The organism is Duganella sp. 1224 (assembly GCF_013408245.1).
In the GTDB taxonomy this organism is placed as follows: Bacteria; Pseudomonadota; Gammaproteobacteria; order Burkholderiales; family Burkholderiaceae_D; genus Rugamonas.
In genome coordinates this window covers 1-15,915 of the sequence record NZ_JACBYS010000001.1, presented here as the reverse complement: position 1 = coordinate 15,915, position 15,915 = coordinate 1, and the positions used below count along the sequence as shown (strand labels likewise).

Genomic DNA, 15,915 nt, shown 5'->3' with positions numbered 1-15,915 from the left:
ATGCGCGCCGCCGCCCGCTTTGCCCGCCTGGCCGCCCTCGCCGTCCTGCCGTTCGCGGCGGCGGCGGCCAGCGCCCAGGACCACCACCAGCATGGCGGCGAGCCGGCGCCAGCGCCTGCGACGTCGGCGCCGCCGGTGTTCGTCGCCAGCAGCGCCAAGCCGTTCGCCGCGCTGATGGACGACGCCATGGCCGTGATGGACGCCGGCATGCGCCAGGCGCCCATGAACGGCGACCCGGACCACGACTTCGTCAGCATGATGATGCCCCATCATCAGGGCGCTGTCGACATGGCAAAAGCAGTGCTTCTGTCGACCCAGGATCCGGAAATCCGCAACCTGGCGCTGGGCATCATCGCTGAGCAGCAGGTTGAAATCCAGGTCATGCAGGCCTGGCTGCAACACCACCCCACCAAGGAGACTCGCAAATGAGGAAACCCGCCTTCGCGGCGGCCATCGGCGTGGCGCTCAGCGCCCACGCCCTGGCCGCCATTTCGCCGCTGGACCGCGTCTACACGGCCGACCAGAACACCAATACCGTGTCGGTGTTCAGCCCGGCCAGCAACACGCTGCTGGGGCAGATCAAGCTGGGCAACAGCCGCCCGGACGTGCTGTCGCCGCTGTACCGCGGCGAGATCAATGTCCACGGCCTGGGCTTTTCGCCCGACCACAAGACGCTGATCGCCATCTCCAACGGCTCCAATTCGGTCACCTTCATCGATACCGCCACCAACCAGGTCAAGGGCAAAACCTACGTGGGGCGCTCGCCGCACGAGGGCTTCTTCACCGCCGACGGCAAGGAAGTGTGGGTGGTGGTGCGCGGCGAGGACTATATCTCGGTGATCGATCCGCTCACGTTCAAGGAAACCCGCCGCATCCAGACCGCGCTGGGTCCGGGCATGGTGCAGTTCCATCCGGACGGCAAGCTGGCGTTTGCCGTGTCCAGCTTCACGCCGTCCGTGGACGTGATCGACGTGGCCTCGCACACCATCATCAAGCGCATCAGCGTGGTCAGCCCGTTCTCGCCGTTCCTGCAGTTTACGCCGGACCATGGCGAAATCTGGATGACGCACAAGGACGTGGGCAAGGTCACGCGCATCAGCACCACAACGCTGGAGGTGACCGGCGTCATCGATACCGGCTTCATCACCAACCACCTGGCGTTCGCCACCGTGGGCGGCGAGGTGCGCGCGTACGTGACGGTGGGCGGCGAGAATGTGGTCAAGGTGTACAGCACCGGCCCGACCGCGCGCCTGCTGGCCACCATTCCGACCGGCGCGCTGCCGCACGGTGCGTGGACCTCGGATGACAACAGCCGCGTGTACGTGGGGCTGGAGAATGGCGACGGCGTGCAGGTGATCGATACCGCCAGCAACAAGGTGATCGCCACCATCGGCGGCGGCCAGGCGCCGCAGGCGCTGGTGTATCTGTCCAATGTGGCGCGGTCGGGCGGCGATGCGGCCAACCTGGTGCCGCGCGTGAATCAGGATGCGGTGAATATCCAGCTCAAGCCGGTGGCTGGCGAGGGCAAGGGCTTCGTGGTGGTGCGCAGCCTCGGCGTGGTGGAGTCGATCGAGGCGTTCTTGTACAAGCTGAAGCCGGATACGCAGTATAACGTGTATGCCGGCGGCGGCATGGCGCCGGTTGGCAGCTTCCGCACCAATGCCATGGGCATGGCCAACGGCACCATGATCGGGCCGGGCCATGCGGATGGGGCGATCACGGTCAAGGAGGCCGGCGGCGCGGCGGTGCTGGTCAGCGCGCGCTGACCCCGCACGGCCCGGCGGGGTCTGACCCCGTACGGGGTCAGACCCCTAAGTGGAGCGGCGCGCGTTGTGGTGCAAGCGCGCGGGGTTTGTTTATTTGGCCGCTTCCAGTATCAATGCGGCGATGTCGTCGGCGTGCGAGATCATCGGCAGGTGACTCGACGGCAGTTCAATCGTCTTGGCGCCCATGCGCCTGGCCAGGAAACGCTCCAGCTCCGGCGAGGTGGTGCGGTCGTTGGCCGATACCGCGTAATACGTCGGCTTGACCTTCCACGCCGCCTGCGTGGCGCGGCCACTGAACAGCGTCTGCGCAATCCGTCCCTGCCCCGCGTACAGCACGCGGGCGCGCGCCGGATCGAGGTCGCCGCCAAAGTCGCGCACCAACGCCTCCTCGCTCAATCGCGCAAAGCCGTGCACCTGTACGATATGATTGACTTCGGCCGACGCCGCGCCGGCCAGTCATCGTTTGTTCCCTCTCGACTGATAGGGTTATAAAGTGAAACCAGTATAAGTATCCCTCTCTAACGGCAGGATGACGCCCGGATGACAAACAGATTACATTCCATCGCGGAATAGTGCCTATGGTCAGATTGATACATGCCAGAAACAATTCTTAAGTCAGCCATAACGATTTAAACGATAAAATTATTCACTAATGTAGCAATTGTCTGTCTGTCTGCTACAACGCGTCACCTTGGCATTGATTAGCCTGGCTCATAAGGTCATGCGATGCCGCCGCATTATTCAAAATGCTGCACCGCGCTATATTGTCCGGTCAGTCTGTCCCTGGGGGTAACTTTGTGTTAATTGAAATCGTCCGCGTGGCGCTCCGGCGTCCCTATACATTCGTGGTCATGGCCTTGCTGCTGTTGATCATCGGTCCGCTGTCGGCGCTGCGCACGCCGACCGACATTTTCCCGGACATTAAGATTCCGGTCATCGCCGTGGCCTGGCAGTACACCGGCCAGCCGCCCGACCAGATGGCCGGCCGCGTCTCGACCCTGTTCCAGCGCGCGCTGACCACCACGGTCAACGACATCGAACACATCGAGGCCAACACCATCACCGGCGTGTCGATCGTCAAGATCTTCTTCCAGCCCGGCGTCAACGTGGCGGTGGCCAATGCCCAGGTGACGGCGATCTCGCAGGCGCTGCTGAAGCAGATGCCGGCCGGCATCACGCCGCCGCTGATCATCAACTACAACGCCGCCACCGTGCCGATCCTGCAGGTGGCGCTGTCCGGCAAGGGCCTGACCGAGCAGCAGCTGTCCGACCTCGGCACCAACACCGTGCGCACGCCGCTGGTCAGCGTGCCGGGCGCGGCGATTCCGCTGCCGTATGGCGGCAAGCAGCGCCAGGTGCAGATCGACGTCGATCCGGCGCTGCTGCAGGCGCGCGGCCTGTCGGCGCAGGACATCGCCAACGCGCTGGCGGCGCAGAACGTGCTGACCCCGGTCGGCACGCAGAAGATCGATTCGCTCGAATACACGATCCAGCTGAACAGTGCGCCGTCGGCCATCGCCGACCTGGCGCGCCTGCCGGTCAAGGTGGTCAACGGCGCCACCATCTACCTCGGCGACATCGCCAACGTCCACGACGGCAACGCGCCGCAGACCAACGTGGTGCACGTCGACGGCAGCCGCTCGGTACTGATGTCGGTGCTGAAGAACGGCACCACCTCGACGCTGGCGATTGTCGACGGCATCCGCAACAAGATCGACACGCTCAAGGCCGGCTGGCCGGACGCGCTCAAGGTCACGCCGATCAACGACCAGTCGGTGTTCGTGCGCGCCGCGATTAAAGGCGTGGCGTCGGAGGGCGTGATCGCCGCCGCGCTGACCAGCCTGATGATCCTGCTGTTCCTCGGCAGCTGGCGCTCGACCATCATCATCGCGGTGTCGATTCCGCTGTCGATCCTGGGCTCGATCATCGCGCTGTCAGCCATCGGCGAATCGCTCAACCTGATGACGCTGGGCGGCCTGGCGCTGGCGGTCGGCATCCTGGTGGACGACGCCACCGTGACCATCGAAAACATCAACTGGCACCTGGAGCACGGCAAATCGGTCGAGAACGCGATTCTGGACGGCGCCGCGCAGATCGCCACGCCGGCCTTCGTCTCGCTGCTGTGCATCTGCATCGTGTTCGTGCCGATGTTCTTCCTGGAGGGCGTGTCGCGCTTCCTGTTCGTGCCGATGGCCGAGGCGGTGATCTTCGCGATGATCTGCTCGTTCATCCTGTCGCGCACGCTGGTGCCGACCATGGCCAACTACCTGCTGAAACCGCACGACACCGGCGAGGGCCACGCCCACGGTCACGGCGGCGCTGCCGCGCTGCCGCCGTCGCGCAACCCGCTGGTCAACTTCCAGCGCGCCTTCGAGGCCCGCTTCGAGCGCCTGCGCGCCGGCTACTACGGCATCCTGGAATCGGCGGTGGCCAACCGCAAGAAATTCATCATCGGCTTCATGGTGGTGGTGCTGGCCTCGTTCTCGATGGTGCCTTTCCTGGGCAGTAACTTCTTCCCGTCGGTGGACGCCGGCCAGGTGCTGATCCACGTGCGCGTGCCGGTCGGCACCCGCATCGAGGAGACCGCCGCCCGCTTCGCCAAGATCGAGCAGGCCATCCGCCGCGTGATTCCGTCCAGGGAAATCGTCACCATGACCGACAACATCGGCGTGCCGGCCAGCGCGATCAACATCACCTACAACAACACCGGCATGATCGGCACCCAGGACGGCGACTTCCAGATCGCCCTCAGCGAGGACCACGCGCCGACCGCCGACTACGTGCGCCAGCTGCGCAAGGCGCTGCCGGAAGAGTTCCCGGACACCACCTTCTCGTTCCCGCCGGCCGACATCGTGGGCCAGATCCTGAACTTCGGCGCGCCGGCGCCGATCGACATCCAGATCCGCGGCGGCAAGATCGACGGCAACTACGCCTACGCCGAGAAGCTGCTCAAGCGCATCCGCGCCGTCAAGGGCGTGGCCGACGCCCGCATCCAGCAGTCGAACAAGGCGCCGGTGTTCAACGTCGACATCGACCGCACCCAGGCCCAGCAACTGGGCCTGAACACGCGCGACATCACCAACAGCATGGTGGTCAACCTGGCCGGCTCGTCGCAGGTGGCGCCGACCTTCTGGCTGAATCCGGCCAACGGCGTCAGCTACCCGATCGTCATGCAGACGCCGCAGCCGACGCTGGACTCGCTGTCGTCGCTGGCCAACCTGCCGGTCGGTAACGGCGCCACCACCAGCACCGCCACGCTGGGCGGCGTGGCCAAGTTCCAGCGCGCCACCCAGTCGGCCGTGGTCAGCCAGTACGACATCGCGCCGATGGTGCAGATCTACGCCACCACCCAGGACCGCGACCTCGGCGCCGTCGCCAAGGACATCAACAAGATCCTGGAAGAAACCAAGGCCGAGCTGCCCAAGGGCTCGTCGGCGCAGATGCTGGGCCAGGTCAAGACCATGGACCGCGCGTTTGCCGGCCTGCTGTTCGGCCTGCTGGGCGCGGTGGTGCTGATCTACTTCCTGATCGTGGTCAACTTCCAGTCGTGGCTGGACCCGGCGGTGATCGTGTCGGCGCTGCCGGCCGCGCTGGCCGGCATCGTCTGGATGCTGTTCGCCACCAACACCACGCTGTCGGTGCCGGCGCTGACCGGCGCCATCATGTGCATGGGCGTGGCCACCGCCAACTCGGTGCTGGTGATCTCCTTCGCCCGCGAGCGCCTGGAGGAACTCGGCGACGCCACAAAGGCCGCGCTGGAAGCCGGCTCGGTGCGCTTCCGTCCGGTGCTGATGACCGCGCTGTCGATGATCATCGGCATGCTGCCGATGGCCCTCGGCCTCGGCGACGGCGGCGAGCAGAACGCGCCGCTGGGCCGCGCCGTCATCGGCGGCCTGATCTTCGCGACCACCGCCACCCTGCTGTTCGTGCCCGTGGTGTTCAGCCTGGTGCACCGCAAGCACGCGCCCACCTCACTCTCCAACGACCAACCTATTTCCGGAGCACCTGTCCATGTCTAACACTTCTCGTACGGGTCACAAGCCGCTGGCCCTGGGTCTGCTCGTCGTCGCCGCCGCGCTGATCGCCGCCGGCATCATCAGCCGCCACTCGGAGGCGGAACAAGTCAACGTCGCCAGCGCGCCGATCGTGCCGACCGTCAACGTGCTGGCCGCCACCCAAATCACCGGCGCGCCGCTGGAACTGCCGGCGCGCATCGAGCCGTGGCAGCGCGCGCCGATCTACGCCCGCGTCAGCGGCTACCTGAAGAGCTGGAGCGTCGACATCGGCGCGCCGGTCAAGGCCGGCCAGGCGCTGGCCGACATCGAAACGCCCGACCTCGACCAGCAACTGCTGCAGGCCAAGGCCGAACTGGCCAGCGCGCGCAGCAACCTGACGCTGGCGGCCAGCACCGCCAAGCGCTGGCAGGGCCTGCTGGCGGCAGACGCCGTGTCGCGCCAGGAAGCCGATGAAAAGGCCGGCGACCTGGCCGCCAAGCAGGCCGCCGTCAGCGCCATGCAGGCCAATGTCGACCGCGTGCAGGCGCTGCAGCACTACACCCGCCTGGTGGCGCCGTTCGATGGCGTGGTCACCACCCGCAACACCGACGTCGGCGCGCTGATCAGCGTCGGCGGCGCGCCCGGCTCGGAACTGTTCGTGGTGTCCGACATCAGCCGCCTGCGCGTCTACGTCAACGTGCCGCAGCGCCAGGTGGCCGCGATCAAGGTCGGCGACAAGGCCGAGCTGAGCGTGCCCGAGCGTCCGGGCAAGACCTACACCGCCACCGTGCAATCGCTGTCGCAGGCCATCAACGCCAGCTCCGGCGCTATGCTGGTGCAGCTGACCGTGCAGAACGACAGCCGCGAGCTGCTGCCGGGCGGCTACGCGTCGATCCACTTCGACGCGCCGCTGAGCAGCGCCGCGCTGAGCATTCCGCCAAGCGCGCTGATCTTCAACAAGGCCGGCACCCAGGTGGCCACCGTGGGCAAGGACAACCGCGTGGTGATGAAGCAGATCACCGTCGGCCGCGACCTCGGCAACGTGCTGGAAGTGGCGTCGGGCATCGACCGCAACGACCAGGTGATTTCCAACCCGCCGGACGGCGTCGCCACCGGCGACCTGGTGCGCGTGGCCGCCGCCAACAACACCAAGGCCAAGCTGTGAAGATCCTCTATCCGACTACCCTCGCCCTGGCGCTGGCCCTGAGCGCCTGTGCCGACGCGCCGCCGCAGCAGCCGCCGGCGGTGCCGCTGGCCGACAGCTTCCGCGACCTGCCGCCCGGCTGGGCCGACGCCAACGCCAAGGCGCCGGCGCTGCCGGCCGACTGGTGGAAAATGTACGGCGACCCGCAGCTCGACCAGTTGCAGCAACAGCTGATCGCCAACAGCCCCGACCTGGCCAGCGCGCTGGCGCGCTACCAGCAGGCGCAGGCCGCCACCGGCGTGCTTCGCGCGGCGCAATCGCCGACGCTGGGCGCCTCGCTCAACGGCCAGCGCGACCGCCAGTCCGACCTCAAGCCGCTGCGCGGCGCCACCTCGCCGGCCGACTACAACAGCGGCACGCTGCAGTTCGACCTCGGCTACGAAGTCGACCTGTGGGGCCGCATCAGCAAGCAGGTGCGCGCCGGCGTGGCGCAGGAACGCGCCGCCAACGCCGACCTGGCGGCGGCGCGCCTGTCGCTGCAGACCCAGCTGGCCGACACGCTGCTGGCCCTCCGCGGCGCCGACGCCGACCTCAAGCTGCTGAAGGAAACCGAGGTGGCGTACAAGCGCCAGGCCGAGCTGATCACCCAGCGCCACGACGGCGGCACCGCCTCCGGCCTCGACCTGGCGCGCGCTGAAACCCAGCTGGAGTCGACCCGCTCGCTGCTGCGCCAGCGCCAGGCCCAGCGCAATGTGCAGGAACACGCGATCGCCGCGCTGGTCGGCGCCAACGCCGCCAGTTTCTCGCTGGCGCCCAACGAGAACGGCTTCGTCACGCCGGCGCTGCCGGTCGGCCTGCCGTCGCAGCTGTTGCAGCGGCGGCCGGACATCGCCGCCGCCGCGCTGCGCGTGGCCGCCGCCAGCGACCAGGTCGGCGTGGCGCGCACCGCGCTGTTCCCGTCGCTGACGCTGAACGCCTCGGGCGGCTTCCAGTCGAGCGACTTCGGCCGCTTCGCCCAGGCCTCCAACCTGTTCTGGGCGGTGGGGCCGACGCTGGCCGTCAGCCTGCTGGACGGCGGCCGCCGCAAGGCGCAGATCGCCGGCGCCGAGGCCCAGCTGGATGAAGCCGGCGCGCGCTACCGTTCGGTGGTGCTGACCGCGTTCCAGCAAGTCGAGGACCAGCTGTCGCTGCTGACCAACTACGACGAGGCGGCCAAGTCCGACCACTTGGCCGCCGACGCCGCCAAGCGCGCGCTGGACCTGGCCAAGAAGCGCTACGACGAGGGCGCGGCCAGCTATCTGGAAGTGGTGACGGCGCAGACCGCCTACCTGCAGTCGCGTCGCAGCGAACTGGACCTGACGACCCGCTACCGCCAGGCCGGCGTGCAGCTGGTCAAGGCCATCGGCGGCGGCTGGAGCGCCGGCTAATCCCCCTGGCAGGTCTGGCCGGCCTGGCCGCCGGCATGGCGGTACAGCCGGGATTCGGCGGCCAGCGCCAGCAGCTTGGGATCGCGCTCGCGGTTGCGCGGAAACAGCAGCGTGACGCGCTGGCTGCTGGCATAGCGCGGCGCCAGCGGCAGCAGCTGCATGCGCGGGCTGAAATCAGCCACCCGCCCCGGCAGCAGGCTGTAGCCAAGGCCGCCGCCAATCAGGTTGATCAGCGAGAAAATGTCGCCGACCGAGACCGCGATCTCGGGCCGGTAGCCGGCCTGCCCGAAGGCGTGGTCGAAACTCTCGGCGGTGGCGAAGCCATCGGCCAGGCGCACGAATTTTTCGTGGCGCAGATCGAGCAGGTCAATCGCGCCGCGCCCCGCGTACGGCGAAGGTGCCGGCGCCGCCAGATACAGGCTGTCGTCGAACAACGGCACGCTCTGCAACTCGGGATGATGGAAAACCGGCGCCACGCCCACCACGGCCGCATCCAGCACGCCGTCCGCCAGTCCCTGGAACAGTTCGCGGTTGGAGCCCATGGTCAAATCGATGCGCAGTTCCGGCTTGCGTTGGCGCAGCCCGGTCATCAGTTGCGGCACGCAGCGCAGCGTCAGCGAGTACAGCGACCCCATCTTCAGCGACACGGTGTCGAAGCCGGCCACCTCGCGCGCCTTGCGCACGCCCTTGTCGACCTCGCCCAGCGCGCGCTCCGCGTAATTGGCGAAGGCGTAGGCGGCCGGCAGCGGCACCAGCTTGCGCCCCTCGCGCTTGAACAGCGGGCAGCGCAGCCCCTCCTCCAGCGAATGCAGCGCGCGGTGCACGCTGACCGCGCTCTGCCCCAGCAATTCCGAGGCGCGCGTGAGGTTGTTGACCTGCATGAAGGTCAACAACACTTCGAGCTTGCGCAGCGTAATCACGTCGTCGATCATCATGATGTCTGGATCATAACACCATCGTTACGCTGAGCGTAAACATCGGACGGCGGACGGCATTGCTTGTGGCCGGGCCGGGGCCTACGCTGAGGTTTCCGCCATTGCTGACCGAGAGCCCGTCATGAACTGGTTGACCGCCCTGCCCGGCCTGATCCTCGCCGGCCTCACCGCCGGCCGCGCGCCGGCCGCCACCGTGCTGCGCACCGCCGCCCAGACCGATTCCGAGCCCAAGTTTGTCAGGGCCGACCATGACGGCGAAGCGGTGGTCGACGGCTTGTGCGTCGACATCTTTCGCGCCATCGAAAAAACCGACGCCGGGCTGCGCTTCAGCGGCGAGCAGCAATGGCGCCCGTCGGCCCGGATCGAGGCCAACCTGCACGCCGGCCTGCTGGACGTGGCCTGCGGCATGACCGCCAATCCGCAGCGGCCGCAGGAACGCCTGCTGCAGCCAGCGCTGTTCTCGCTGCGCTACGTGCTGCTGGCGCGCGCCGCCGATCCCGCCTCCGTCGCCAACTGGCGCGACGTCGCCGCGCTGGGCGCCGACAACGTGGTGCTGTCGATGCACGGCACCGGCCCCAGCCAGCTGCTGGCCGCCATGCCGGCCTTGCGCGTGGACGCCGGTTCCAGTTCGGTGCGGCACAACCTCGACAAACTGCTGGCCGGGCGCGGCCGCTTCTTCTACTACCGCCAGCCAGGCGCCCATCCGGTGATCCGCCATTACCTGGCGCGCGGCCAGGTGCGGGTGCTGCCGGCGGTGATGCTGGAGGCGCCGGCCTACCTGATGGTGGGCCGGCAGGTGCCGCCCGTCACCATGCGGCGCATCGAGGCGGCGCTGTGCCGGCTGCGCGCCAGCGGTGAACTCGGCGCGCTGAACCGCAAGTGGGCGGTGGCCGACGCCGGCCCGCCGCCCGACTCTGGCCAGCGGGACAGGCAGAGCGGCCGCCATGGCGCTACAATGACGGCGTCAACCGACTTAGCCAAGGAGCATAACGATGGGTGTGAAAACCATGAAGATCGACATCGGTCTTACCGAGAAAAGCCGCGCCAAGATCGCGGCTGGTCTGTCCGGCCTGCTGGCCGACAGCTACACGCTGTACTTGATGACCCATAACTTCCACTGGAACGTCAAGGGTCCGATGTTCAACTCGCTGCACCAGATGTTCATGACCCAGTACAGCGAACAATGGGCCGCGCTCGACCAGATCGCCGAGCGCATCCGCGCGCTGGGCTATCCGGCGCCGGGCACCTACGCCCAGTTCGCCAAGCTGGCGACCATCAAGGAAGTGGAAGGCGTGCCGGCCGCGCTGGACATGGTGCGCCACCTGGTGGCCGCGCAGGAAGCCACCGCCCGCACCGCGCGCAAGCTGCTGCCGGTGGTCGACGAGGCCGATGACCAGCCGACCGCCGACCTGCTGACCCAGCGCCTCGACGTCCACGAGAAAACCGCGTGGATGCTGCGCAGCCTGCTGGAAGAATAAGCGCCTGACCGCCGTCAGAATTCTTCCCACTCCTGGCTGTTGTCGACCGGGGCCTTGCGCGGTGCCGCGGCCGGCGACGGCTTGGCGGCGGCTTGGGCGGCCGGGCGCGGCGTCAGCCTGAGCGCCGGCTGGCGCGGCGCCGGCGCGGCGGCCGCAGCCACGCGCGCGGCCGGTGCCTGGCGGGCGGCCACGCTGCCTGCCACCTGGAACACCGCCACCATCTCGGCCAGCCGCGCGGCCTGTTCCTGCATCGCCTGCGACGCCGCCGCCGCCTCTTCCACCAGCGCGGCGTTCTGCTGCGTCACCGTGTCCATCTCGGCCACCGCCGTGTTGATCTGCTCGATGCCGATTTCCTGCTCGCGGCCGGCCGAGCTGATCTCGCTGATGATGTCGGTCACGCGCTTGACGCTGGTGACGATCTCCTGCATCGTGGTGCCGGCCTCGTTGACCAGCGCGCTGCCGCTGCCGACCTTCTCCACCGAATCGGTGATCAATGCCTTGATGTCCTTGGCCGCCGCCGCCGAGCGCTGCGCCAGGTTGCGCACCTCGGTCGCCACCACCGCGAAGCCGCGGCCCTGTTCGCCGGCGCGGGCCGCTTCCACCGCCGCGTTGAGCGCCAGGATATTGGTCTGGAACGCGATGCCATCGATCACGCCGATGATGTCGGCGATCTTGTCGGACGATTCGGTGATCGAGCCCATGGTGTCGATCACGCGCGTCACCAGCTCGCCGCCCTTGACCGCGATGTCCGAGGCCGACGCCGCCAGCGTGTTGGCCTGGCGCGCGTTGTCCGAATTCTGGCGCACGGTCGACGTCAGCTCCTCCAGCGAGGACGCGGTTTCCTCCAGGCTGGCGGCCTGCTGCTCGGTGCGGCGCGACAGGTCGAGGTTGCCGGCAGCGATTTCGCTGGACGCGGTGGCGATGGCGTCGCTGCCCTCGCGCACGCTGCGCACGGTGCTGGCCAGCCGTTCCTGCATCGCGCCCAGGCCCTCCATCATCTCGCCCATCTCGTCCTTGCGGCCGTGCTCGATGTGGTTGGCCAGGTTGCCGCCGGCCATGGCGTGGAACAGCGCCAGCGCCTGGTCCAGCGGATTCATCACCGCGCGCAGCAGCAGCAGGCCGGACACCGCCGCCAGGCCGATGCCGACCACGATGGCGGCGATCGCCAGCACCATGTTGCGCTGGTAGGCGGCCTGGCTGGCCTCGTACTGGTCGGCGGTGGACTTGAGCTGGTAGCTGGTGAGCTTTTCCGAGCTGTCCGTGTACAGGCGGAACAGGCGCGTGACCTCGCTCAGCATCATGCGGTCGATCTCCGGCTTGTTCTTCTCGGTGATGGCCTTGATGGCCACCAGCAGGCCATCCTTGACCAGCGCCTCGCGCTGCGTGGCCACCTGGTCGGCCAGCGCCTTTTCGCCCTCGCCGAACGGCAGCGAGTAATAGCTCTTCCAGAATTTTTCGCTGCCGTCGATGAAGTCCTGGGTGCGCTTGAGGATGTCCGGCACGTTGGCCGCGTCCGGCGCCATCGCCACCCGGTCCAGCGACAGGCGGGCGCGGTCGATCTGGATCTGCGCCTCGTAAATGGCTTTCATCGACACCATGGAATTGCTGTACACATCCTTCAGCACAGTGTTGGATGTATGCAACGCCTGGATGCCGCGCACGCCGATAAAGATGATCAGGATCCCCAGCAAGGCCATGGTGCCGATGAGCCGGGTACGAATAGTGAGGTTAGCAAACATAGTCTTTGTCCAGTCGCGGGTAATTCGATGGCGGCCCTGTGCGGGCAAGGCGTGCGCCACGAGCATGCGCTACGGCGGGGGTGCGGCCGTCTTGATTAGGCGCCATCCGGCGGAAGCGGACGGGCGGCGCCGAGGAGAGTGCGATCAGCTTAGCGGAATAATTTCCATATAACAAGTGATAGTCCGGCCTCCGTCTTTCGGCGCAGACAGCGCCGACGGCCCGTCAGGCGTGCCCGGCCGCCTGGCGGCGCGCCGCCTTGGCCTGGTACATGGCCTGATCGGCGGCCTCCAGCAACTGCGCCGGGCTGTCGCCGTGCGCCGGGTACAGCGCCACGCCGATGCTGGCGGCGGCCGCCAGCCGCAGGCCCTGGATCTGGTAAGGCTCGGCCAGCAGCGCCGACAGCTTGGATACCACGCGCGCGGTGTCGGCAGCGTCGGTGTCGGCCAGCAGCACGGCAAACTCGTCGCCGCCGAGGCGCGCCGCCAGGTCAGCCTTGCGCAACTGCGAGCGCAGCCGCGCCGCCGCGCCGATCAGCAGCTCGTCGCCTACCGCGTGGCCATGGGTGTCGTTGATGGCCTTGAAGCGGTCCAGGTCCAGGTACAGCACCGCCAGCGGCGCGCCGCTGCGCTGGCTGATCGCCAGCTGGTGCACCAGGAAGTCGTGCAGCATGGCGCGGTTGGCCAGGCCGGTCAGGCTGTCGTGCGTGGCCTGGTGCCGCGCCTTCAGCAGCATGGCCGAGGCGCGCGCCAGCGCCTCGCCCACCGCGTCCGCCTCACGCATGCCGTACGCCGCCGGCGCCACCGCCTCGCCGGCCCCCAGCGCCAGCGCCGGCGCCACCAGCCCGTGCACGGCGCGGCGGATGCGGGTGCCGATGCGCCACGCCGCCAGCAGGCCGGCGCCGAGCAGGCCAACCGTCACCAGCACCAGCGACCACAGCTTGTGCCGCATCTCGGCCTTGAGCGTGACCAGCGGAATGCCGATCGCCACCGTCCAGCCGGACTGGGGGGCGCGCGCCATCACCGCCAGGATCGGCTTGCCGTCCAGCGTTTCGGTCTCGAACGCGCCTTCTTGCTGGCGTCGCACGCGCTCGCGCACCAGCGGCAGCGCCGGGGTGCCGACGAAGCGCTCCATGTCGGCGGTGCGCGCGACGATGCGGCCGCCGCGGTCGATGATGCTGGTGATCCAGTGCGGCGGATACTGCTGCTGCCGCAGGATGGCGCCGAAGCGCTCGACCGCGATGGTGGCGGTCAGCGCGCACCAGGCGCCGTCGCGCGAGGTCAGCGGAATGCCGACCGCCACCATCGGCCGCCGCGCCAGCGGGCCGAAGAACAGGCTGGAGATGAAGGTGGCGTCGTGCTCGCGCATGAAGCGCAGCGACGCCGAATCCGGCTCGCGCGGCAGCGCGGCGCCATAGGGACGGAAGGTGTTCATGCGCTGCTGGCCGCCGGCGTCTTCCAGCACCAGGTTGAAGATGTTCTGGCGCGCGCCGAGCTGGCGCGCCTGCGCATCGAAGGCGCGCAGGTCGCGCAGCGTGAAGTCGGGCGAGGTCGACAAGCCGACCAGCGCCGACTCCACCACTGCCAGCTCCCGGTCCACGTCCATGGCGTTGGCGCGCGCGGTGGCCAGCGCGCTGTGCGTGAAGTTGTCGTAGCTCAGGCGGTAGTCGTAGCCGATCAGCAGCGCCGCCAGCAGCGCCGCCAGCAGGGCCGCCGGCAGGATGCAGGCCAGCACCAGGCACATCAGTTTGAAACGTATCGACGGAACGTACTTCAGCGGCAAGCGCGGCATGCGGGCATCCTGTGTGAATAGTTGCATTTTAGTTGCAATTTTACAATAAGTCAGTGCTGGCTTGCCGTATGGGAGGCGCGGTCCACGGCGGAGTATGCCTAGACTGTCAGTCTTTTCGATTGCAGAGATGGGCATGGAAACAAAACGCGCGCTGCCGGAGCGGCCCTGGCTGATCGTGGTGCTGCTGGCGCTGGGACAGATGATTTCCTTCCTCGACCGCAGCAGCCTGTCATCGGCGCTGGCCGACCACGGCTTCGTCCAGCAGTTCGGCCTGAGCAGCGTCGAGCGCGGCTGGCTGAGTTCGGCCTTCTTCTGGTCGTACGGGCTGATGCAGATGCCGATGGGCTGGCTGGTGGACCGCTACGGCGTCAAGTGGCCGTACGCCGTCTGCCTGACGGTGTGGTGCGTGGCCGCCGCCACCACCGGCCTGGTCGGCACGCTGCCGGCGCTGATCGGCGTGCGGCTGCTGATCGGCATGGCCGAGGGCGTGGTGCTGCCGGCCACCTACCGCTACCTGGCCAACCGCTTCGCCGAACACCAGCGCGGCACGGCGCTGGGCATCTTCTCGATCGGCGGCAAGATGGGGCCGGCGCTGGGCGGGCTGATCGGCGCCTGGCTGATCGTCCACCAGTCGTGGCAGACGATGTTCTTCGCCACCGGCCTGGCCGGGCTGCTGTGGCTGTGGCCGTGGCTGACGCAGCTGCGCAACGACTACCCGTCGCGCGGCGAACTGGCGGCGCGGGCGGCGCAGGCGGCGACGGTGCCACTGCGGCGCCTGCTGGCCAGCCCGGTGATCTGGGGCGGCCTGCTGAACAACTTCTGCTACGGCTACTTCTACATTTATTGCATGACGTGGATGCCGGCCTATCTGGTCGAGCAGCGCGGGCTGTCGCTGCAGCGCTCCGGGGTGTACACCTTCTTCAGCTTCGCCGGCATCGCCATCGTCGCCGCGCTGGCCGGCTGGTCCGCCGACCGCCTGATTGCCCGCGGCCATGACGCGCTGCGGGTGCGCAAGGCCTTCATCGTCACCGGCTTCATCGGCGCCACCACGGTGCTGCTGGGCGCCTACGCCGACACGCTGCAGATGGCGCTGCTGTGGAACGTGGTATCGCTCTCGCTGCTGGGGCTGGTCACCGCCAACAACCTGGCGCTGACCAAACTGACGCTGATCCCGCAGCCGGCGGTCGGCCTGAGCACCGGCCTGCTGCAGGTGGCGACCAGCCTGGCTGGGGGCGTGTCGGCCAGCCTGTCGGGCTGGCTGCTGCACATCAGCGGCGGCTACGCGCTGCCGATGCAAGCGATCTTCGTGTTCCTGCTGCTCGGCGCCGCCAGCACGCTGCTGCTATTCCGCCGCCAATGGGCCCCGGCCGCAGCCTCATAACACCGGGGTCAGTGCCGACATTCGGACATTTGTCCGAATGTCGGCACTGACCCCGGTGTGGTTTTAGTGGCCTTCGGCGGCGTTGAACATGGTTTTGGCGTAGATCAGGCCCAGGCCGTAGCCGCCGCCGTGGGCGATCGAGGTGGCCACCGTTTCGTTGTAGGTTTCGCCGCGGGCCCAGTCGCGTTGCAGTTCCAGCAGGTATTGCAGCGAGGTCATCGGGCGGGCGCCGGCTTGCACCATGCGCGCCACGGCGCGTTC

Annotated in this window: 12 protein-coding genes and 1 pseudogene; 8 read left to right on the top strand and 5 right to left on the bottom strand. The window is 68.0% G+C overall.

All coding sequences use genetic code 11. From position 1 onward, the window contains the following. Both FHW58_RS00065 and FHW58_RS00060 read left to right on the top strand, forming a co-directional pair. The gene (locus FHW58_RS00065; protein WP_179671069.1) at positions 1 to 429 is read left to right on the top strand and encodes a DUF305 domain-containing protein; all 429 of its coding nucleotides are present in this window, start codon (positions 1 to 3) and stop codon (positions 427 to 429) included. Continuing rightward, on the top strand, positions 426 to 1,766 hold the full coding sequence (locus FHW58_RS00060) for a hypothetical protein (RefSeq protein ID WP_179671068.1): 1,341 nt from the start codon (positions 426 to 428) through the stop codon (positions 1,764 to 1,766). The genes FHW58_RS00065 and FHW58_RS00060 overlap by 4 nt, the downstream gene beginning before the upstream one ends. Before the next feature lie 90 nt (positions 1,767 to 1,856). On the opposite strand, the gene FHW58_RS00055 is transcribed toward FHW58_RS00060, so the two are convergent. Further along, a complete protein-coding gene (locus FHW58_RS00055) occupies positions 1,857 to 2,144 on the bottom strand; it encodes an alpha/beta fold hydrolase (protein WP_179671067.1) in 288 nt (95 codons plus the stop codon). 368 nt (positions 2,145 to 2,512) lie between these two features. Here FHW58_RS00055 and FHW58_RS00050 point away from each other — a divergent pair, with 368 nt between their 5' ends. The 3 genes from FHW58_RS00050 to FHW58_RS00040 are packed head-to-tail and all read left to right on the top strand — an operon-like array spanning position 2,513 to position 8,332. After that, on the top strand, positions 2,513 to 5,785 hold the full coding sequence (locus FHW58_RS00050) for an efflux RND transporter permease subunit (RefSeq protein WP_179671066.1): 3,273 nt from the start codon (positions 2,513 to 2,515) through the stop codon (positions 5,783 to 5,785). Next, the gene (locus FHW58_RS00045) at positions 5,778 to 6,926 is read left to right on the top strand and encodes an efflux RND transporter periplasmic adaptor subunit (protein ID WP_179671065.1); all 1,149 of its coding nucleotides are present in this window, start codon (positions 5,778 to 5,780) and stop codon (positions 6,924 to 6,926) included. Before FHW58_RS00050 ends, FHW58_RS00045 begins: the two co-directional genes overlap by 8 nt. Then, positions 6,923 to 8,332: an efflux transporter outer membrane subunit gene (locus tag FHW58_RS00040; protein WP_373996610.1), complete on the top strand. Its 1,410-nt coding sequence runs from the start codon at positions 6,923 to 6,925 to the stop codon at positions 8,330 to 8,332. The genes FHW58_RS00045 and FHW58_RS00040 overlap by 4 nt, the downstream gene beginning before the upstream one ends. On the opposite strand, the gene FHW58_RS00035 is transcribed toward FHW58_RS00040, so the two are convergent. After that, positions 8,329 to 9,267, bottom strand: coding sequence for a LysR family transcriptional regulator (locus FHW58_RS00035; protein ID WP_179671064.1), 939 nt, complete (start codon positions 9,265 to 9,267; stop codon positions 8,329 to 8,331). The genes FHW58_RS00040 and FHW58_RS00035 overlap by 4 nt on opposite strands. 121 nt (positions 9,268 to 9,388) lie before the next feature. Here FHW58_RS00035 and FHW58_RS00030 point away from each other — a divergent pair, with 121 nt between their 5' ends. Continuing rightward, positions 9,389 to 10,378 carry an ABC transporter substrate-binding protein gene (locus FHW58_RS00030; protein ID WP_179671063.1) on the top strand — a complete coding sequence of 330 codons (990 nt, stop codon included), beginning with the start codon at positions 9,389 to 9,391 and terminating at the stop codon, positions 10,376 to 10,378. Continuing rightward, complete coding sequence (locus tag FHW58_RS00025; protein WP_373996609.1) at positions 10,275 to 10,745, top strand: Dps family protein; 471 nt, start codon at positions 10,275 to 10,277, stop codon at positions 10,743 to 10,745. Before FHW58_RS00030 ends, FHW58_RS00025 begins: the two co-directional genes overlap by 104 nt. Positions 10,746 to 10,759: 14 nt before the next feature. On the opposite strand, the gene FHW58_RS27755 is transcribed toward FHW58_RS00025, so the two are convergent. Next, positions 10,760 to 12,484, bottom strand: coding sequence for a methyl-accepting chemotaxis protein (locus FHW58_RS27755; RefSeq protein WP_179671061.1), 1,725 nt, complete (start codon positions 12,482 to 12,484; stop codon positions 10,760 to 10,762). A gap of 223 nt (positions 12,485 to 12,707) precedes the next feature. Beyond that, positions 12,708 to 14,300: a sensor domain-containing diguanylate cyclase gene (locus tag FHW58_RS00015; RefSeq protein WP_179671060.1), complete on the bottom strand. Its 1,593-nt coding sequence runs from the start codon at positions 14,298 to 14,300 to the stop codon at positions 12,708 to 12,710. 106 nt (positions 14,301 to 14,406) lie between these two features. On the opposite strand from FHW58_RS00015, the gene FHW58_RS00010 reads away from it, so the two are divergent. Further along, the gene (locus FHW58_RS00010) at positions 14,407 to 15,654 is read left to right on the top strand and encodes an MFS transporter (RefSeq protein WP_179671059.1); all 1,248 of its coding nucleotides are present in this window, start codon (positions 14,407 to 14,409) and stop codon (positions 15,652 to 15,654) included. 63 nt (positions 15,655 to 15,717) lie between these two features. Here FHW58_RS00010 and FHW58_RS00005 read toward each other — a convergent pair. After that, positions 15,718 to 15,915, bottom strand: a pseudogene (locus FHW58_RS00005) (hydrolase); the annotation flags it as partial.

What these genes read in the sequence shown, in the direction of transcription:
- FHW58_RS00065 (WP_179671069.1), top strand. Translation starts at nt 1, where the DNA reads ATGCGCGCCGCCGCCCGCTTTGCCCGCCTGGCCGCCCTCGCCGTCCTG.
- FHW58_RS00060 (WP_179671068.1), top strand. Translation starts at nt 426, where the DNA reads ATGAGGAAACCCGCCTTCGCGGCGGCCATCGGCGTGGCGCTCAGCGCC.
- FHW58_RS00050 (WP_179671066.1), top strand. Translation starts at nt 2,513, where the DNA reads ATGCTGCACCGCGCTATATTGTCCGGTCAGTCTGTCCCTGGGGGTAAC.
- FHW58_RS00045 (WP_179671065.1), top strand. Translation starts at nt 5,778, where the DNA reads ATGTCTAACACTTCTCGTACGGGTCACAAGCCGCTGGCCCTGGGTCTG.
- FHW58_RS00035 (WP_179671064.1), bottom strand. Translation starts at nt 9,267, where the DNA reads ATGATGATCGACGACGTGATTACGCTGCGCAAGCTCGAAGTGTTGTTG.
- FHW58_RS00030 (WP_179671063.1), top strand. Translation starts at nt 9,389, where the DNA reads ATGAACTGGTTGACCGCCCTGCCCGGCCTGATCCTCGCCGGCCTCACC.
- FHW58_RS00025 (WP_373996609.1), top strand. Translation starts at nt 10,275, where the DNA reads ATGAAGATCGACATCGGTCTTACCGAGAAAAGCCGCGCCAAGATCGCG.
- FHW58_RS27755 (WP_179671061.1), bottom strand. Translation starts at nt 12,484, where the DNA reads ATGTTTGCTAACCTCACTATTCGTACCCGGCTCATCGGCACCATGGCC.
- FHW58_RS00015 (WP_179671060.1), bottom strand. Translation starts at nt 14,300, where the DNA reads ATGCAACTATTCACACAGGATGCCCGCATGCCGCGCTTGCCGCTGAAG.
- FHW58_RS00010 (WP_179671059.1), top strand. Translation starts at nt 14,407, where the DNA reads ATGGAAACAAAACGCGCGCTGCCGGAGCGGCCCTGGCTGATCGTGGTG.